17 protein-coding genes and 1 tRNA gene are annotated in these 18,929 nt (G+C 35.2%); 5 read left to right on the forward strand and 13 right to left on the reverse strand.

The features are described from left to right. The first annotated feature begins 402 nt into the window (after window positions 1–402). The gene (gene hemH / locus CW751_RS14135; RefSeq protein WP_101335678.1) at window positions 403–1,443 is read left to right on the forward strand and encodes a ferrochelatase; all 1,041 of its coding nucleotides are present in this window, start codon (window positions 403–405) and stop codon (window positions 1,441–1,443) included. Window positions 1,444–1,480: 37 nt separating this feature from the next. On the opposite strand, the gene CW751_RS14140 is transcribed toward hemH, so the two are convergent. The 5 genes from CW751_RS14140 to CW751_RS14160 form a co-directional block, all read right to left on the reverse strand. Then, the gene (locus CW751_RS14140) at window positions 1,481–2,050 is read right to left on the reverse strand and encodes a hypothetical protein (protein WP_133122233.1); all 570 of its coding nucleotides are present in this window, start codon (window positions 2,048–2,050) and stop codon (window positions 1,481–1,483) included. Window positions 2,051–2,073: 23 nt separating this feature from the next. After that, window positions 2,074–2,331, reverse strand: a complete 258-nt coding sequence (locus CW751_RS14145) for a hypothetical protein (protein WP_101335680.1) — start codon at window positions 2,329–2,331, stop codon at window positions 2,074–2,076. 201 nt (window positions 2,332–2,532) lie between these two features. Then, a tRNA-Leu gene (locus CW751_RS14150) sits at window positions 2,533–2,614 on the reverse strand. A gap of 117 nt (window positions 2,615–2,731) precedes the next feature. Then, window positions 2,732–3,346, reverse strand: coding sequence for an alpha-ketoglutarate-dependent dioxygenase AlkB family protein (locus CW751_RS14155; protein WP_101335681.1), 615 nt, complete (start codon window positions 3,344–3,346; stop codon window positions 2,732–2,734). A gap of 81 nt (window positions 3,347–3,427) precedes the next feature. Then, window positions 3,428–4,051, reverse strand: a complete 624-nt coding sequence (locus CW751_RS14160; protein WP_101335682.1) for a porin family protein — start codon at window positions 4,049–4,051, stop codon at window positions 3,428–3,430. Between the two features lie 246 nt (window positions 4,052–4,297). On the opposite strand from CW751_RS14160, the gene CW751_RS14165 reads away from it, so the two are divergent. Beyond that, on the forward strand, window positions 4,298–4,975 hold the full coding sequence (locus CW751_RS14165) for a hypothetical protein (RefSeq protein WP_133122234.1): 678 nt from the start codon (window positions 4,298–4,300) through the stop codon (window positions 4,973–4,975). Between the two features lie 94 nt (window positions 4,976–5,069). Here the strand turns inward: CW751_RS14165 and CW751_RS14170 are convergent, their stop codons facing one another. From CW751_RS14170 to CW751_RS14205, 8 genes are all read right to left on the reverse strand, one after another. Continuing rightward, complete coding sequence (locus CW751_RS14170) at window positions 5,070–6,491, reverse strand: SDR family oxidoreductase (protein WP_101335684.1); 1,422 nt, start codon at window positions 6,489–6,491, stop codon at window positions 5,070–5,072. 105 nt (window positions 6,492–6,596) lie between these two features. Continuing rightward, window positions 6,597–7,331 (reverse strand): T9SS type A sorting domain-containing protein, encoded by a 735-nt coding sequence (locus tag CW751_RS14175; protein WP_101335685.1) that lies wholly within the window; start codon window positions 7,329–7,331, stop codon window positions 6,597–6,599. A gap of 179 nt (window positions 7,332–7,510) precedes the next feature. Then, window positions 7,511–7,840, reverse strand: coding sequence for a hypothetical protein (locus CW751_RS14180; RefSeq protein WP_101335686.1), 330 nt, complete (start codon window positions 7,838–7,840; stop codon window positions 7,511–7,513). A gap of 72 nt (window positions 7,841–7,912) precedes the next feature. Then, window positions 7,913–8,491, reverse strand: coding sequence for a hypothetical protein (locus tag CW751_RS14185; RefSeq protein ID WP_101335687.1), 579 nt, complete (start codon window positions 8,489–8,491; stop codon window positions 7,913–7,915). Then, a complete protein-coding gene (locus CW751_RS14190) occupies window positions 8,488–9,003 on the reverse strand; it encodes a DUF421 domain-containing protein (protein ID WP_101335688.1) in 516 nt (171 codons plus the stop codon). Before CW751_RS14190 ends, CW751_RS14185 begins: the two co-directional genes overlap by 4 nt. After that, window positions 9,003–9,305 carry a chaperone modulator CbpM gene (locus CW751_RS14195; RefSeq protein WP_101335689.1) on the reverse strand — a complete coding sequence of 101 codons (303 nt, stop codon included), beginning with the start codon at window positions 9,303–9,305 and terminating at the stop codon, window positions 9,003–9,005. Before CW751_RS14195 ends, CW751_RS14190 begins: the two co-directional genes overlap by 1 nt. Before the next feature lies 1 nt (window position 9,306). Then, window positions 9,307–10,215 (reverse strand): DnaJ C-terminal domain-containing protein, encoded by a 909-nt coding sequence (locus CW751_RS14200; protein ID WP_101335690.1) that lies wholly within the window; start codon window positions 10,213–10,215, stop codon window positions 9,307–9,309. 68 nt (window positions 10,216–10,283) lie between these two features. Continuing rightward, complete coding sequence (locus tag CW751_RS14205) at window positions 10,284–12,644, reverse strand: T9SS type A sorting domain-containing protein (RefSeq protein WP_101335691.1); 2,361 nt, start codon at window positions 12,642–12,644, stop codon at window positions 10,284–10,286. A gap of 221 nt (window positions 12,645–12,865) precedes the next feature. On the opposite strand from CW751_RS14205, the gene CW751_RS14210 reads away from it, so the two are divergent. The 3 genes from CW751_RS14210 to CW751_RS14220 all read left to right on the forward strand — a co-directional run. After that, complete coding sequence (locus tag CW751_RS14210; protein ID WP_101335692.1) at window positions 12,866–13,057, forward strand: CsbD family protein; 192 nt, start codon at window positions 12,866–12,868, stop codon at window positions 13,055–13,057. A gap of 496 nt (window positions 13,058–13,553) precedes the next feature. Further along, window positions 13,554–17,807 (forward strand): fibronectin type III domain-containing protein, encoded by a 4,254-nt coding sequence (locus CW751_RS14215; protein ID WP_101335693.1) that lies wholly within the window; start codon window positions 13,554–13,556, stop codon window positions 17,805–17,807. Between the two features lie 257 nt (window positions 17,808–18,064). Continuing rightward, on the forward strand, window positions 18,065–18,929 hold an 865-nt coding region (locus CW751_RS14220; protein ID WP_205677840.1), incomplete at its 3' end, for a choice-of-anchor J domain-containing protein.

Consider the following 18,929-nt stretch of genomic DNA (forward strand, 5'->3'; position numbering starts at 1 on the left):
ACAACTTATAAAACATGTACACTATCGAAACCCCTGATATAATCAGTATGATAAAGGTTAATCTTTTTAGTGCTTTATTCATTAAAAGTTTATCGTTTAATTTTAATTACTAATGTATTAATTACAAAACCATGGTTGTAATAATATACGTTAAATATAATAAATAGTTGGTGGTTAGCGCCATAATGTTTTTTAATTATGATTTATGGTGTGTTTTGAATAAACATATAGAAAGCTTTTTATGAGTACTTTATTTTGTGAAAGGTTAGATCTAAATCCTATTTTGTCGATTTAATATAGAAAGATTTTACGTTAATTTAGAATATTCAATAAAATCATATTTCCTCCAAAACCTTATTATCTTTGTGGTGTTAATGTAGAAAATACACAATTCGTTTTTCAATGGAGCAGAAAAGAAAAAAAAGAACAGGAGTATTACTAATTCAATTAGGTACGCCTGATAGTCCAACAAAGAGTGATGTTAAAACCTACTTAAATGAATTCTTAAATGACCCACGGGTAATTGATTATCCGTACTTAAAAAGAAAGCTTTTGGTAAACGGAATCATTATACCTTTTCGTGTTAAAGAATCAGCTAAGATTTATAAAGAACTTTGGGATTTAAGTGGTGGCGTTTCTCCATTGCTAAAGTACACGGAAAGCAAAACAAAGTTACTTCAAGAACGATTTGATAAAACCGAGGAAGACGTGACTGTTCACATGGCAATGCGCTACAGAAAACCTTCCATGGAATCGGTTTTAGAGGAGATGCGTAAAGAAAACTATGACAAAATTATCATATTTCCATTATTCCCTCACCATGCAAGTGCAACTACTGGAACAGCAATTGAAAAAGCGGTAAAAATCATCAGTAAATGGTGGGTGATGCCTGAAATATCAACGGTGAATGATTTTTATGATCATGAGGCGTACATTGACGCAATGGTTGAGCGTACCAAAGAGTTTGATATTAGTAGTTACGACAGAATTATGTTTTCTTATCATGGCTTGCCAGATCAGCATGTAGACAAAGTTTACGATGATGGATTGTGTACAGACCAACCGTGTGAAACAGAGATTAATCAAAAAAATAAATTGTGTTATAAGGCACAAGTTTATGCTACAACACGAGCGTTAGCAGATAAGTTAGGCTTAAAAGAAAGTGACTACACAGTTGCTTTCCAATCACGATTAGATAAAAATTGGTTAGAGCCATTCTCTGATAAAGTTATCGAAAAATGGGCAAAAGAAGGAGCAAAGCGCGTTTTAGCATTTAGTCCGGCTTTTGTTGCAGATTGTTTGGAAACACTGGTAGAAATTGGTGTTGAATACGATGAAGATTTCAGAGCGCTCGGCGGCGAGAAGGTTCAGCTAGTGCCGAGTACAAATGATCATCCGAGGTTTATTGATTGTTTGGAAGATTTGGTAAGGGAACGATTGTAATCTTTTGTAATATTTCATACCGGCTCAATGCTGCGCACTATTTTTTCTTATTTAACCTCCAAGTATATCCCAATACCAATTCTGAAGCGATATAACCAAAAGTTTGTTTTCCATAACTTCCTTTGTGGTCTGGACGCGTTCTCACTTTGACTTGGTGCATGAATCCTGTGGAGAAGTTGGTTTGTAAGAAGATGTGGTTAAAGAACTCCAACCTTAACCCTGGATGCAATGAAATTCCATAGCCTGAAAGAGAAATGGTTCTTCTATCAAATTGATTATTGAAATTCAAATCATTGTAAGACAAAATAGCTCCTGTTGCCACTGCAGCTTGTGCTCTAATGCGAAACCAATTTCTTTCACCAATAGAAAGCAAGTCAAAATAACGGGCTAATTCCACGCGAATATAATTTAAGCCATCGGAGTTCTCGTAGTGGATATCATCATAATTGGTTGGGGACTTTTGATTATTATATTGACCACTCCACAAATTACTAATTCCTGGTTCAACATATCCATCGATGATTACATCTTGCGGGTGATCCATTAAATACTTCATGTGGTCGTACCCTAATGTTAACGCCCATTTATCTTTGAAAAAGTAACCCAATCTTAGATTGAACTGAGGAATTGTTATTTTTTTATGTTAAGATATGTCGATGATAATTTCTCAGGATTATCAGAGGCTGTCATGTTTTTCATTGTGAAATCATATCCAGTTCCTATCAATCTTAAATCACTTTTGGTGTAGGCACTGCGGTTGTAACCCCAATAAAAGTAAAACCCACCTTTGTCTGTTTGATTTAGGTTCTGGGCAAATGAAAAAGGTGTATTAATTAGGAATACAATAAAAAGAAATATAAAAACAAACTTGCTTTGTGACTTTGCCATGTATAATTGTATATAAAAATTAAGTGGCGCAAACTTACACTAAAAGATCAAATTTTAGGAGTGGAGATGATAAAAAGATATTTAGGAGTGTAGTTAATTCCCGACACTTAATTTTGATCCTTGATCCTATTTCTTGTTACTCAAGCGTTACTCCTAAAATCAAAAAAACCCATAAACATTGATGTTTATGGGGCTTTTTAGTACCCGGGGCGGGAATCGAACCCGCACTCTCGAAAGAACTGGATTTTGAATCCAGCGCGTCTACCAGTTCCGCCACCCGGGCTTTTATTGGGTGTGCAAATTTAAATAAAAAAAAGCACCTACAACAAAAGTAGAGGAGTTTTTAAAAATATTTTTACCTCAAACTTACATTTTAAATATTTATGCGCTTAATTAGTGCTTATTGCGTGTCGATAAACCTAAAGGTTAAATTAATGCGTGGATCCTTTACTTTTTTGCTTTTTGGAAGTTGATGTTTCCAATAGGTTTGTGTTTTTCCTTTCATCACTATACAACTGCCATGATGAAGCTGTAGATCTACTTTTTCTTTTGTCTCATTGTGTTTAAAGCTAAATTTCCGATTTGCACCTAGACTAACAGAGGCAATAGTTCCATGCTTTTTCAGTTCTTTTTCATTGTCACTATGCCAACCCATTCCTTCGGAACCATCTTGATAAAAGTTGAGTAGGCAAGAATTGTACTTTTCATTTGTTTGATCTTCCACGAGTTGTTTGATCTCTAATAAAGTTGTTGTCCACGGTAATGCCGTCTTAACTGTATTTGAGTAAGAATAAAGAAGTCCTTCATCCCCATACCAGGCAACTTTCCTTTGCGTAACGATTTTTTTTCCAAACATGATGATCTCATCGTGTTTCCATTCAATTTCTTTTGAAAGTCTTAAAAAATAATTGTCGGCGCGTTTTTGTTCTAAAAAATATTCACTGTAAAATACGGTTCCATCCTTAGTGAGCACATTCTTAGGAGCTTCATTTTGAAATATGATTTTCTGTTGCATATTACACTAAATTTAGAAATAAAAAAGCAGAAACATCAAAAGTTTCTGCTTTCTGTAAAGGTAAATATTTCTTCTTCGGTTTTAGAAGAATCTGTAACCGATGGTAAACTGTCCCCATGCATTTTTATACCTAGGTGTGTCAGCAGAACCATCACCGTGATTCTTTTGTAAATCAATTCCCAAACGAACACCAACTGTTACATGATTAAAATTAAGATTTAAACCACCAACTAGCCCTAAAAGATTCTTCCTAATGTTATCATTTTCGAACTCTTCTTCTTGTGAAACGCCAATTCCTGAATCGAATTCATTTTTTTCGCTCATTAAATAGGCAAACTGTGGACCTGCTACAATTGAGAAAAATTCAGATGGTTTTAAAGCCAAAAGAACGGGTACTTCTAAAAAAGTAGTTGTGCGTTTGTAACTATAATCTGATCCTAAAATGCTTCCGCTGCCTTTAAACCCCTTTTGGGTTACTAAAACTTCAGGGTGAATACCTAAATAAGTTCCAATTGGGATTTCTAAATTTAAACCTGCTGTATACCCTAATCGAGCATCTGCATCAAACTCCTCTCCTTCAGAATCGTAAACGTTTGAAAGTGTAGCACCACCTTTAATACCAAGTTTTAAATCTCCTCGTGCATCTTGAGCTGTGGCAAAAAATGTAGTGGTTAATAGTGCGGTAAATAGTAATACTTTCTTCATAATGTATTTTTTTATAAGTTTATAATATGTCTTGAAAATATGTCGACATCAACCAATATACTCAGAAAGTTTTGAGTAGATATTTTTCTTAACAGTCTTTCACAAAACCTAATGTCTGAGGCGGGTTTTTAACTTTTTTTTATTGATATTCACTTTTTTGAAGAGAAGGATATTTTACAATAAATGATAGAAAATCTTATTATAAATATTATCTTGAGGGCAGTATAAATCTTTAAAATCTATTGTATGAAAATTTTCAGTAAGTATTTATTAATCGCTATTTCTCTGACGTTTATTGTTTCGTCGTGCAGTATAGAGAAACGTTTGCACACCCCAGGCTTCCATGTTAAATTGAATAAAAAGCAAAAAACAAGTCAGGTAGCAGAGAAAGATGGTAAACAAGAACGTAAGGCGAAATCGTATAATACTAAAGGAAATGTAGCTGAAGTTCCAGAGGTGAAAAAAGAAGAGCAAACAAAAGATGTAAATTTAAATCCATCTGAAACTAAGTCGAAACAAGTGGCTAATGTTCAAAAGAAAACTGTCGAGCAGCAACATAAAATCGTGACGGTCAATAAAGCAGCATCACAACAATCGGAAACAAAGAATGCAGACAATAATACTGTGCAAAATAGTTGGGTTGCCAGTGATTATGCACAACCTAACAGCCAAAATGTAGAAGGGACTGAGGTTGTTGATAGTATTCAAGAAAATACAGCGGCAAGAGGTGGCGGCTCAGGAGGAGTTGCTTTATTGTTGCTGATCATTTTATGTTTGTTTCCTCTGATTAATTTAATTCCTGTTTTTATAACTGACGGAGGGATAACCTTAAATTTTTGGGTGACCTTAATTTTAAATCTTACGTTGATAGGAGCAGTTATATTCTCTTTGTTAGTTGTACTAGGAATAGTAAGTTTAGCTTAAGGATGAAATAGAGTAATTATTCTACTAAAGAATATAGTATATTTAAAGGGGTGGATATAGTCCACCTCTTAGTTTGTTGATATAATTAGACAGATTATTTATTGCTTGTCAAGCTTTTCAGCATTCCATTGAAAATTAAGCCATGAAAGGGTAAAACAGCGTACCAATAAAGTCTTCCTCCTAAACCCAAAGGTCGAAAAGTTGCAGTTTGTTGCAATTTTCCATCAATGATTTTAAATTCTAGCCATGCTTCTCCAGGTAGTTTCATTTCAGCACCGAGCAATAATCGGCCTTCGTCTTTATCGGCGTAAAGGACACGCCAAAAATCAAGCGCATCTCCAACTTCAATTTTATCAACATTGGTTCTTCCACGACGCAAGCCTACACCACCCACCATTTTATCCATCACACCTCGTATTTTCCAAAGGAAATTTCCGTAATACCAACCATTGACTCCTCCTATACTCCAAACTTTTTCAATGCATTTCTCTCTGTCTTCAAATGCTCTGCGGCGCTGATCAACAAAACATCCATGCGTAGGAACTTCTATAAAGTCAGAAATATGGCTTTCTAGTCCACTACTTGAATAGGCATCCTTCCAACTCGAAACAATTTCATGCTTTTGAATTTTTGCAAAGGCCTTATTTAGCGCTTCTTCATACGTGATGGTTTCTATACCAAGGATTGCGTCAATTTTATGATCTCTACAAACGACCTCGACCTTCATACTGTTCACCAATGCCTTGGCTAGTCTGTAAGAAGTGGAAGTAACAAAATATAGCCAATAACTTGATAACCTGGGAGTCATTATGGGAATGGTATGTATTGTTCTTTTCAAACCACGTACCCGAGCAAACTCAAGTAGCATTTCTTTATAGGTGAGAATGTCTGGTCCGCCAATATCAAAATTCTTGTTGTAAGTTTCTTTTTTGAATAATGTACCAGATAAAAACTTCAATACATCTGAAATTCCGATGGGTTGACAACGTGTGTTTAACCATTTTGGGGTTATCATATAAGGAAGTTTCTCTACCAAATCTCGAATAATTTCAAATGAAGCACTTCCAGATCCAATAATAATTCCAGCACGCAAGGTAGTTAAGGCATACTTTCCTTTTTCTAAGGTCATTTCAACTGCTTTTCGAGAAGAAAGATGCTTTGATAATTCGTCTTCATTGATGATGCCGCTTAAATAAACAACATGTTCTGCATCCGTTTTGTCAATGGCTTTTTGAAAATTTGCTGCACATTTTTTCTCTAACTCTTCATAGTTAGCAGATGCCGACATGGAATGAATTAAATAGTATGCGCCATCAATATCATTGGGAATATTAGAAAATGTACTTTCATCGAGTAAATCAACTTCAATAATTTCAATTTTATCAATCAGTGATTTTTGCGGATGAAATCGTGCTTTGTCTCTCACGCTGCATACCACTTCGTGACCTTCTTCCACTAATAAGGGAAGTAGTCTTTTACCAATATAACCAGTTGCACCCGTGAGTAATATTTTCATAGTTTTATTGTATGCTAAGTACTAATATAACACGAAGATCAACAGTACATACAAGTTTCTGGATAAATTGTTTAGAATAACATTGAATGTCCTTCAATAGAAAGTTTATCTCTTCAAAACTTTCTTTGTAGTATCTCCTAACTTAATAAGGTAAAGTCCTTTTGAATATTGACGCATATTAAATGTTACTTTGTTTGAATCAAATGTACTTCTATAATCAACATTACTATCTAATAATTGACCATTTGTAGAATATAACTCAATAGGCATATCTGTATTGTCAGTATCAAATTCAATGTTCAATACATCTGTTACTGGGTTTGGATATAATTTAGTGTTAGTTACATTAATCTTATTGTTTTTAATAGATGATGTATTGTCATTTGGTTCATTTACAGAATTGGTATCAATAATCACTTTAATGTCCAGCCTCTGATAGTCATAAGAACCTCGGATGTAAAATTCTAAATAACCGTCAATATGATAAGTTGTATGACTTTTCTTGATATATCCACAAATGCTATCGTTAAATACAGTAGTATCACAATTGTTTAAATAATAAACAGTTTGATGGAAGTTGTTAAAGTCGATATCGCTAATCACTAATGTTGATATAGTATCAGTAGGCTGCATATTTTCATAATTACTTGCTGAAATCTGTATGGTATCTATTTTTTTATAGCTTAGCCCGAAATTGTTATAACCTATACCTTGTTCTTTTAAAATTACATTATTCGTATCGCTATTATAGTGCTCAAGATATCCAATATCAACCGCTTGTTGTGCCATTAATAGGCTTGAGGTCAATAGTAAAGTTGATATTAAAAGAAAGTTATTCATAGTTAATGGTTTTAAAGTGTTGTTTTTTGGGTAGTTATCTTCAAAACTAATATATATATTCTTGACAAATACAATAAATAAACCCTACTCTTTGGTTCATCAATAGCATGAATTAGATTTCCTTTTGTTCCCAAAATCCGATCTGATTTATTGGGGTAATTAATTCCTAAGTATAAATGTTACGCGCTGTATGGATTGAATCTGTTGATGTGATAGAATCCCTCAGGAACTTGTAAGTCGCCTTGTTCTCTTTTGGGTCCTGATGTACCAGATTTTCGACAAACTTCGTATTTTTTAATTAATTGAAATCTTTTATCATTTTTGTTCTTGCCCCAAACTTCTAATTCATCCTCACTTTTAAAAGCACGAAAGTAAAGTTGAAGTTGATCAATCTTTATAGATTTTGCGTTTAACAATTGTTTGACAGTCTCTTTTTTTGATTTATATGCCTCACGAACTCTAGGGTATTTAAGTTGTTCCTGTTTAAAATTGTCACTGTAAAGCGACATGAATAAAATGGGGAATAGTAAAAGTAATATGCGTTAAATCATTTTTGGTTCTATTTTTTGAAAGTATCAATCTTATTCCTTGGACTTATCTTTAAGCTGTTCCTCAACTTCTTCCTCGATTTCTTCTTCCAGTTTTTCTGAGTAGAGTAGGTGGTGATCTTTATTTAATCCAATTATGGTAATCAATCCTTTAACCGCATTATAAAGCATGAGAATTACCGTAATCATGAGTCCGCTCAATAGAGAAGTAACGATTAGAGTTGCCCAATAGATAGAGCTGAACCAATGTATAGGAACATTGTCTGACTCTAAAATCGGAAAATTAAATAATTGATAGAAAATGAGTGCTGAAACAAATAAAATTACATCAAACTTCGCAATCTTTAATACTTGAAGATAATGTCTTTCTTTTAAACTTTTATTGGTTCCAAAACTCACACTGAGAAGAGTCAACAATAAAGTAAGAATTGTCCCTGATGAAAAGATAATGGTGTTACATAATCTGATTAATCCTTCCAAAGAAACTTCTAAAAGACCTCTCGCTTCGTAATCAGAGATGTTTCCAAGTAAAATTACACCTAGTGCTGTGAAAAGTGCAACAATAAACCCTCCCGAAATGGCATTGCCATTGTATTTAATGTATCGAATCATTTTAAGTTTTTTGTGGCTACTCCTTTTAATAAATCTTCGGAGAGTGTCTTGTTTTCATTATTATGCAGCACCGAAATATCACCTGTGCTTTCAAAAATTACCGCTTGTACTTCTTTGAAGTCATGTACATTAGACTCTCTCAATTTAGCGACTAAATCTTCTTCGCCAACATTACATTTTTTTAATTGTTGATGTAAAATCTCTCCTTTCCACATGATAACCTGTGGTTTGTTCGTGAAAATCTGATTGAAGAATTTAACTTTTCTAGTTAAAAATGAAAATACTGTTTGAAAGAGAATTATCGTTAGTAAGGCAATCCCTCCTTTCAATAAAGACTGATTGCCATTCAAAATTATGGAAGCCAAAATCGAACCTACTGCAATGGTAGATGCAAAATCAAAGCTGGACATCTTCGCGAAAGTTCTTAAGCCAAAAAGTCGGGTAATCAGAATGATAATGGTAAAAATCCCAAGTACAGACAGAACTAAATGTGTAGCTTCTTCTATATTCATTATTTCGTGTTTTCTCTATAGAATTGTAATTGTCTTTTTAAATCGGCTAGCTCTTCTTTGAGTTGTCTTTCCTTCTCTAACATGTTAAATACGACATCAATTCCTTCAATATTAACATTGAGGTCTTTGTACATACGAATCATTTTTTCAATTTCTCCGACATGTTCTTCATGGATGAATTCTTTTTCTTCGAGAAAATAGATTTCAATTCGACCTATGCTGTGAAGTTCTCTAAGAAAAGACTGATCAATATCGTAATGAACACAAATTGATTGGATTAAAATTAAATTTTGCTTTTCCATCTTATCTTAATTTTTGCAATTCTTTAAATAACGCTTTTTCTTTCTCACTTAAGTTCTTCGGAATCTTGATTTGATAAGTGATAATTAAATCACCAAACGATCCTTCTTTCTTATACACCGGAAAACCTTTGCCTGAAAGTCTGACTTTTGTTTCGTTCTCAGTTTCAGGTGCAATTTTCAGCTTTACTTTTCCATCAAAAGTGTCTACGGTTAATTCTCCTCCTAAAAGCGCCGTATATAAATCTAAATCGATGGTTTTATATAAATGCTGACCATCTCTTTTGAAGTCGGTATTGTTTACGATATTAAACTCAATAAATAAATCTCCATTCGGACCATTGTTCATTCCGGGAGCACCTTTCCCTTTAATTTTAATGGTTTGTCCATCTTCAATTCCTGCGGGAATGGTCAATCTTATTTTTTCACCATTTATTGTGAGTACTTGTTTTTGAGTTTGAAAGACATCCGTTAAGTTCAACTGTAATTCTGCTCGTAAATCTTGACCCTTAAACTGCGATGATCTTCCACCAGTTGCACCACGTCCACCAAACATCGATTCAAAAAAGTCAGAGAAATCACCTTCTGAGAAGCCTTGAGAACCTCCACCAGTAAATCCACCTGACTGCTGTTGGTATGCCTGACGTTGTTGTTGCTGTTGTTGACGCGCTTTTTCATATTCCTCGCCATGCATCCAATCCTTTCCGTACTTGTCATACTTTTTACGGTTCTCAGGATTCCCTAGCACCTCATGTGCCTCATTAATTTGCTTAAATTTTTGTTCTGCTTTAGCATCACCGGGATTCAAATCTGGATGGTATTTACGAGCAAGTTTTCGATAGGCTTTTTTGATGTCCTTTTCGCTCGCATCTTTTTTGATGCCTAATATTTTATAATAATCTACAAAGTCCATTGCTTAATAACTGTTTTAAGTTTAACCTCAACAATAAAAATAAGACTTTATATTTATTTTAACTGAAATTAATCAATTATTAGCTTTTTTTTAAGAATTGAGCTTCCGTCAATAATTTCGACGGTATAATAACCGCTTGAGAGCGAAATTTCTTGAATCGTTGTTTCTTGAATTATGTGCAGCGATTTTACGCGTTCCCCAATACTATTATAAATATTGATTTTGGCCGTTGTAACCTTATCCCATTCAATTGTAAAGCTTCCATTAGAAGGATTCGGATAGATATTTACTTTTTCAGAAGGTACATTTTCCTTCACACCAACTGAAATAGGTTCTGGCGGTAGTATATGATCAGTTCCTAGCGCAAATACATAACGATTATTGTTGCTTCCTTCATTGGTTCCGAACTCAGTCAAACTCCATAAAGTGTCTTTGTTTTCTTCTAAATAAAGGTCGTTTAATCCCGGCGGATAAATAAACGTGTTGTAATCTATTTCAACAGTATCTATTTGCTGTCCAGGTGAAATATTTGGGTTAATATCATAGCTGCTTGCATACAACTTGCTAGGATTGTTTCTTCCAAAACTCGTTGATGTCCAAATAATCTTTTCATCAGGAATCAGTAGATTCTCCATTGAGGCCATTCCTTGTATTTTATCAAAAAATGAACTGTGATAAGGAGCTCCAGCACTTAGGTTATTTATGGAAGACCAAAAAACGGTACTGTTTTCATTAAAGGTACAGCTTGTATCACATTGTTTTTTAAATGTGCCTCCAACCATCTCTTCGGTGTCCCAATCATACGAAAGCGTTGAAGCGTTGATGGGCAAGTCTATGGTGGCTACTCTTTTGAGAATGTATCGGTAATTGTAATAGTTTTCCAAACCTGCATTCGGAACACGTTTAATGTCGTTTAAATCGAACGCATACATTCTTTTGTTGCTAGAACTTCTTGTGTCAGGTAAAAACAAAGTATCTCCTTTGATCATTAGGGCACCAACATGAATGTTTTCAAATGTTTTATATGCTTCATCAACCAGTAAAACATGGCGATACTTTATGTTTTCTTCATCACTAACATCAACAAATGAAACCCTAGCGCCACGGTTTTCATAATTTTCATCGCTTCTTCCGTACCAACTTACAGCTACATAATCTCGGCAGTTTAAGTCTGTTTTAGCAATTCCTTTAGGACGGTATTTCAGTGTAGAGTTATCACTGTTATTCCAGACGAAACCTTTTTTTGCTGCTGACGAAATACTTGCTAGCACTGTACTGTCTAGCTGAGTTGCTGTTCTATTTAGTGATAAATCACATAAATCAGTGACCGTGTATTCATCAGGATTCTGACCTGGAGGAAGAAGATCATTTACATTGAATGCAAAAACAAAGCGATTATTTCCTGTTCCTTCATTGGGTGTAAACTCGGTTAAAGTCCATAAAGTACTTTTATCTTGTTCAAAATGTAAGTTTTCTAATCCTGGCGGAAATTGATAAGCAGTATAATGAAGATTACCGGTGTTAACCGTTTGTCCTTGGGTGTTGTTAGGACTTCTGTCATAATTCGTTGCATAAATATGACTTGGATTGTTTCTGCCCCAACTAGAAGCCATCCAAATTAGTTTTTTGTTGCTATTCCAAGGATTATCAATGGAAGCCATTCCTTGTGCTTTATCGAAAAAGTTTTGGTGATAAGGAGAAGATCCATTGACTTGATTTGGCTTGAACCATGAAAATGTAGTTGCACTGTTAAATGTACAGCCAGTAGTACATAGTTTATCAAAAGTTGCCACTAACATTTCATCACTGTCCCAATCATACGAAATAGTCGACGCCTGAATAGGTAAGTGGTGGGTAACTACTCTTTTTACGATGTAACCATAATTATAAAAACTGGATTGATCACTGCTGGGCACGCGCTTGATATCACTCATCGAAAACCCATAAATTCTTTTATTTGATCCGCTTCGTGTATCTGGAATATATAAGGTGTCGTCTTTATAAAATAATCCTCCAGCATGAATATTATTAAAAGTGTTGTAGTTTTCATCTACCAATAAAACATGACGGTATTTAATATTGTTCATGTCCGAAATATCAGCAAACGAAATACGTGCTCCTCTATTTTCGTAGTTTTCCGAACTTCTACCATACCAACTCACAGCAATAAATTTTCTGCATCCTAAGGTAATGTCTGTAATTCCTTGTGGACGAAATTTATCTGTTTCATTATCTCCATTGTTCCAAACAAACCCTTTAAAAGCTGGTGAAACAGTAGCGAGTTCTGTGGAAGATAGCTTCGTTGCTGTTCTATTCAAATCTAAATTACATAAGGATACGGTATTATAGTTCGATGGGTTTTGAGCGTAGGTAAAAAATACCCAAAAAGCTGTAGCTAAAGATAAGAAAAGTGATAGGATTTTTTTCATGATAGTGTTCTGAATGTGTATACAATAATATGCCTATTTTTTTTAAAAGTACAATTTTGCAGCTGATTTCATTCTTGATTTATGCCCCAATGTTTGTTATTCTATTACTAATTAAACCGTGATGTCTTATGTTTTTTTAACACGGAATGCTCTTCCGAAGTTATTACAAATGCTTATTATTTAAGAGTTCAAACAATTATTAATTAAATTCAAACTAAATTATGAGTTCAACAGAAGATAAAATTAAAGGAAATTGGAATCAATTAAAAGGAAAATTAAAGCAGCAATATGGAGAATTGACAGACGATGATTTAAAGTATACAGAAGGTAAGGAAGACGAGCTGCTTGGTCGAATTCAGGAGAAGACTGGAAAAGCTAAGGAAGAAATTAAAAAATATATTGATGAGTTGTAAGAAAATACGTTTGTGTTTATAGAGAAACGAGTCCTTTTGGGATTCGTTTTTTTTGCTTCATATATTTGTAATTGAAGTTAAAGAAGCAAGCTATTAACGGATCTTGTTCAATGTGTTTATCTTATTCGGAGTTTTTATTTTGAACGATTTTCGCTGTAAATAAGGTATATACACTTTTTGCGTTGGTAATGTGAAAAGTCAGAAAGCAATAAATACGAATAATTAACTTGATAGTGATATGTTAAGCTTTCCAAAATGAGGTTGCAATCTCCATCCATAAGATGATTTTTTATTTTTAATATTTCATGATTTTAACCTTTAAATAATAGCTGTAATTCACTACTCCTACCATCATTTAGTAGTTTTTTCAACATCTAATTAATTAATAATGAATGTCTGAAGGGATACTTTTAGATTTTGTTTTTTACATAATATCTTTGAAAACCTCTTTATTAAATGTAAGTTTGTTTTGAATAATTAACTAAAAACTTAATTTATGAAAAAAATTTACAAAAATCTTGTTCGTACAACTTTAGGGGTGCTTGCATTTGGGTTGAGCCTCTCCTCCTACGGACAAATTACATCTTACCCTTTTACTGAAGGGTTTGAAGGCGGAAATATTCCCGCAGGATGGACACAAGAATATGAGTCAGGAACAGAGGATTGGCAGATAGTTGCAGCTAATGGAAGTGGAAACGTATCACCGCGAACAGGTACTGGAATGGCGGAGTTTAGAACCACGACAAGCGGTAACTCAACAAAGTTAGTCACTCCACAATTGGATATCACCTCTTTGGCAAATCCAGAATTGAGTTTCTATTTTGCGAATGAAAATTGGCTTGGAGATATTGATGAGTTAAGAGTGTATTATAAAGCTAACGCAGGAGATGCATGGACACAATTAGGAGTTGATTATACTGCTGAGCATTCTTCGTGGGCAGAAGTTTCAATGATTCTGCCAAACGCATCTACTGATTACTATATTGCGTTTGAAGGAACTTCCAATTATGCGCGAGGTTTAGATATCGATGATGTTGAGGTTAGGGAAGGTCCAACTTGTCCAGCTCCATCGGCTTTAAATATTGCTAATCTTGCTGCCACATCTGTTGATTTATTATGGACAGAAAATGGTCCAGCAACATTATGGGATATAGAGTTAGGCACAGTTGGTTTCACACCAACTGGGACGCCAACAGATGCAGGTGTGACTGCAAATCCTTTTAATTTAACTGGATTAACCCCAGAAACAGACTACGATTTTTATGTAAGATCAGATTGTGGAGGAGGAGATGAAAGTATTTGGGTAGGACCGTTTAGTTTTACTACACCAGCCACATGTCCGGCACCATCTACATTAAATGCTTCAAATATAACAGCAACAACTGCAGATTTAGATTGGACAGAAAATGGTGCAGCAACTACTTGGAACATTGAATATGATTTAGCTGGATTTACACCAACTGGAACTCCTACAGTTTCTGGAGTAACTTCAAATCCTTTCACCTTAATAGGATTGACACAAAATACAGATTATGATTTTTACGTTCAAGCTGATTGTGGCGGTGGAGATGAAAGTGCTTGGGTAGGACCGTTTAGTTTTACAACAATATGTGGTCAAGTAGTTGCACCATGGACCTACGACGTTGAGACAGCAACTGCAACTACAAGTTCAGCAATTGAAGATTGTTGGTCATCTACTCCTAATAACACTACATCTGATTACAGATGGAATGTGGAAGGAAGTGGAGGTAATACTCCTTCTTCTAATACCGGACCTGATGCTCCAAACAGTGGTAGTTCATATTTTTATATAGAAGCGACTAGTGGTTCAACAGGTGATGTTGCGGTTTTGACAACGCCGACTCTCGATGTTTCAGGTTTAACAACTCCGTTTTTAAGTTTTTACTATCACATGTATGGTGAAGATATTGATGAATTGTCAGTTGAAGCATCAGGCGATAATGGTGCAACATGGGATCCGATACTTTCCATTACTGGAGAACAACAGTCTAGTGGAGCAGAGTTATGGAAGGAAAGTATAGCAAATTTAGGTGCGTATAATAGTACTTTAATTCTTCGTTTTAAAGCAGTAAAGGGTGCAAGTTATGATGGTGATATAGCAATTGATGATATTTCTATTACTGAAGCCCCTTCTTGTATTCAGCCTGCGAATCTTGAATTGTCTTCTTTATCAACAACCTCTGCTGGAATTACGTGGACAGAAAATGGTACAGCAACAGCATGGAATATTGAATATGGTCCAGCTGGGTTTACACCTACAGGAAGTGCAACTGAAACAGGAGTTACTAATCCATACACTTTAACTGGATTAACACCAGATACCGATTACGATTTATACGTTCAAGCGGATTGTGGAAGCGGTGATGTTAGTACGTGGGTAGGTCCTTTAAATTTTTATACTGGATATTGTGTGCCGTCATCCACTGATGCATCCACTTACATAGATGTTTTTGAAACAACTAACGGTTCGACTAATATTTCTAATCTTAGTTCAGGTTATGCCACAGGTGGTTATTTTGATGGAACTGCACAAGCGGTTGCTGATTTTGAAACAGCTTCTTTCGATTTTAATGCTGAAATAGTAGGTGGAACTGCTGGTTTTGCTATTTGGATAGATTGGGACAACGATTTAATTTTTGATGATGCTACAGAAAAAGTTTATTCTTCAACTAGTTATGGTAACGGTCCTTTTACAGGAACGGTTACTATTCCAAACGGTACAGCAGTGGGTGATTATCGCATGAGGATAACAGTTGACTATAACGCTTCTACTCCCTCAGATCCTTGTAATGGAGGTTCGAGATCCGAATTTGAAGATTATACAGTTACTGTTGTTCCGACTCCTTCTTGTTTGCCACCTTCGGCACTAAATGCTTCTAACATAACAGCAACAAGTGCAGATTTAGATTGGACAGAAAACGGTTCAGCAACTGTCTGGAATATTGAGTTAGGTGCGGCTGGATTTACGCCAACAGGTAGTGCAACGGAAACGGGTGTTTCTAACCCGCATACTTTAAGTGGTTTAACTGCAAATACAGACTACGAATTTTATGTACAAGCAGATTGTGGATCAGGTGACGAAAGTACGTGGAGCGGTCCTTATACCTTTACGACTTTATGTAATGCTTATACTGTTCCTTATAACGAAGGTTTTGAAACTGGATATGTTGATGGAGATGATGTTGCAGGCTGTCTGTCCCAAGAATCGCTTAACGGTACTGGCGTTTGGACTGTAAACAATACCTTGACAACCTACAACAGAACACCACGAACGGGTGCCTGGAACATGTACTTGGGGTACAGTAACGAAGATTGGATGTTTATTCCTATTGAATTAACAGCTGGTACATCATACACTGCAGAGTTTTACGTACGTCAAGATGCAACAAGCGGTGCAACAATTGAATTAGCGTATGGTTTAACGAATGATGATGCTGGAATGACAGATGTTATTGTAGGGTCTACGCCAGTAACGGATGGAAATTATGAATTAATCAGTGGAACTTTTACACCAACTAACACGGGTGTATATTATGTAGGGATTAAGGGAGAAGCAAACTTCACTCCTTATTACATCTCAGTTGATGATATTGCTATTTATGAAACGCCTTCATGTTTAGCTCCATCTGCGCTTAACGCTTCAAATATTACAGCTACAAGCGCTGATTTAGATTGGACAGAAAACGGTTCAGCAACTGTTTGGAATATTGAATTAGGTGCAGCTGGATTTACGCCAACAGGTAGTGCAACGGAAACAGGAGTTTCTAACCCACATACTTTGAGTGGTTTAACCGCAAACACAGACTATGATTATTATGTACAAGCCGATTGTGGTAGTGGAGATGTAAGTACTTGGGTTGGACCTTATAGTTTCTCAACACCATGTACTCCATCAACATCAACAGATGTTCATGTCGTTTGTGAGACATTTACATGGATAGATGGAAATACATACACTGCTGACAATAACACTGCAACTCACACTTTAGTTGGTGGTGCTTCAAATGGTTGTGACTCTATTGTGTCATTAGACTTGACAGTTAATAGTGCTACATCAGGAACGGATGTTCAAGTAGCGTGTGGAGCATTTGATTGGATAGATGGAAATACCTACACAACAGATAATAATACAGCAACGTTTACAATTGTTGGTGGAAGTGCTAATGGTTGTGATTCAACCGTGACCTTAGACTTAACTATCAATCCTGCGCTTGATGCTGGAGCTGATAGTGCAACAACGGTTTGTCTGAATGAGCCATTTGAGTTAAATGATTATCTTGGAAGTTCCGCCCAATCTGGAGGAACTTGGAAAGATCAAAATAACCTTACAGTGGTTAATACAAGTTTGACAGCACCAACTGCTGCTGGAACATTTGTATATAAATACATTGTTAGTAGTCCAAACTGTACACCTGATACTGCATTAGTAACTATTAATGTGGATGATGGATGTGATTACCTTGTTGGTTTAGCGTCGGAAAAACTTAATGATATTTCAGTTTATCCAAACCCTGTGACAACACAATTAAACATTGTTAATTCATCAAATGCTTCATCTTTAAAAGTTGAAATGTTTGATATGAACGGACGTGTGGTGTTGAAAGAAGATAAAGCGCTTAATAATGCATCTGAAGCTACATTGTCAATAGGATTCCTAGATAAAGGAATTTACACTTTACGTGTTTATAACGATGAAGGTCAGAAAACATTTAAAATAGTGAAGCAATAGATTTATTAATCTCAATATGAAAAAAGAGTCCTGGCATTTTTGTCGGGACTTTTTTTATTTAATACAATTCATGTCTTGGGCTGCAATATACCGCTTAACCATTGACCCAGATGCTGAATGTCAGTTGTACCTTGTATTCAATTAATTATGAATACTTGAAAAGGTTCTTTCAAGCTGTTTTTTTTTAACTATATTTTTTTGATAAACTCATTTTTTAACGTAAGTTTGCTTTTAATAATTACATTAAAACTAGATTTATGAAAAAGATTTTACTAAAAAGTATGCTCTTTCTCTCAGCTCTTGTGTTTAGCTCTAATTTAAGCGCGCAATTCACAGAGGGTTTTGAAGGAGGTGCGACAGTCCCTACCGGTTGGACTGTTATAAACAACGGTGGAACAAATGAATGGAAGTTTGGTACTCCTCCAACTGGAAGCGCAAATAGTGGGTCAAATGCCGCTTACATTGAGTTTGAAACGGATGCTCATGATGATTATTTGGTTACTCCTCAAATTACAGTTACTGCAAATACTTCAGATAGGCTGCGATTTTTTGCTAAAAACGAGTCGAGTACGTTTGTTGAAGAATTTAATATCTTGATTTCAACTACAGGAAATGCTGAAGCGGACTTTACTAATACTTTAGATGGTCCAATTGCCCCTCCAGATTCTTGGAATGAATATATCTATAATCTATCTGCTTATATTGGTCAGGACATTTATATTGCTTTTCAAGCAGTTTCTGCCGATAGACTTAGGCTTTACCTAGACGATATATCTATTGAGGCAATGCCTACATGTCCAGAACCATCTACATTAAATGCTTCAAATATAACAGCAACAACTGCAGATTTAGACTGGACAGAAAATGGTTCAGCAACATTATGGGATATTGAGTTAGGTGCAGTTGGTTTTACACCAACTGGAACGCCTACAAATACAGGTGTGACTACAAATCCTTTTAATTTAACTGGATTAACACCAGAAACAGACTACGATTTTTATGTAAGATCTGATTGTGGAGGAGGAGATGAAAGTACTTGGGTTGGGCCGTTTAGTTTTTCTACACCAGCCACATGTCCGGCACCATCTACATTAAATGCTTCAAATATAACAGCAACAACTG

The sequence above is a fragment of the Brumimicrobium salinarum genome, from assembly GCF_002844555.1.
Classification (GTDB): domain Bacteria; phylum Bacteroidota; class Bacteroidia; order Flavobacteriales_D; family Crocinitomicaceae; genus Brumimicrobium; species Brumimicrobium salinarum.

Bases quoted from the DNA above. Each gene is read 5' to 3' on its own strand.
- CW751_RS14145 (WP_101335680.1), bottom strand. From the start codon at position 2,331: ATGGCAAAGTCACAAAGCAAGTTTGTTTTTATATTTCTTTTTATTGTA.
- CW751_RS14175 (WP_101335685.1), bottom strand. From the start codon at position 7,331: ATGAATAACTTTCTTTTAATATCAACTTTACTATTGACCTCAAGCCTA.
- CW751_RS14215 (WP_101335693.1), top strand. From the start codon at position 13,554: ATGAAAAAAATTTACAAAAATCTTGTTCGTACAACTTTAGGGGTGCTT.
- CW751_RS14160 (WP_101335682.1), bottom strand. From the start codon at position 4,051: ATGAAGAAAGTATTACTATTTACCGCACTATTAACCACTACATTTTTT.
- CW751_RS14170 (WP_101335684.1), bottom strand. From the start codon at position 6,491: ATGAAAATATTACTCACGGGTGCAACTGGTTATATTGGTAAAAGACTA.
- CW751_RS14195 (WP_101335689.1), bottom strand. From the start codon at position 9,305: ATGGAAAAGCAAAATTTAATTTTAATCCAATCAATTTGTGTTCATTAC.
- hemH (WP_101335678.1), top strand. From the start codon at position 403: ATGGAGCAGAAAAGAAAAAAAAGAACAGGAGTATTACTAATTCAATTA.
- CW751_RS14165 (WP_133122234.1), top strand. From the start codon at position 4,298: ATGAAAATTTTCAGTAAGTATTTATTAATCGCTATTTCTCTGACGTTT.
- CW751_RS14210 (WP_101335692.1), top strand. From the start codon at position 12,866: ATGAGTTCAACAGAAGATAAAATTAAAGGAAATTGGAATCAATTAAAA.
- CW751_RS14205 (WP_101335691.1), bottom strand. From the start codon at position 12,644: ATGAAAAAAATCCTATCACTTTTCTTATCTTTAGCTACAGCTTTTTGG.
- CW751_RS14185 (WP_101335687.1), bottom strand. From the start codon at position 8,491: ATGATTCGATACATTAAATACAATGGCAATGCCATTTCGGGAGGGTTT.
- CW751_RS14190 (WP_101335688.1), bottom strand. From the start codon at position 9,003: ATGAATATAGAAGAAGCTACACATTTAGTTCTGTCTGTACTTGGGATT.
- CW751_RS14155 (WP_101335681.1), bottom strand. From the start codon at position 3,346: ATGCAACAGAAAATCATATTTCAAAATGAAGCTCCTAAGAATGTGCTC.
- CW751_RS14180 (WP_101335686.1), bottom strand. From the start codon at position 7,840: ATGTCGCTTTACAGTGACAATTTTAAACAGGAACAACTTAAATACCCT.
- CW751_RS14200 (WP_101335690.1), bottom strand. From the start codon at position 10,215: ATGGACTTTGTAGATTATTATAAAATATTAGGCATCAAAAAAGATGCG.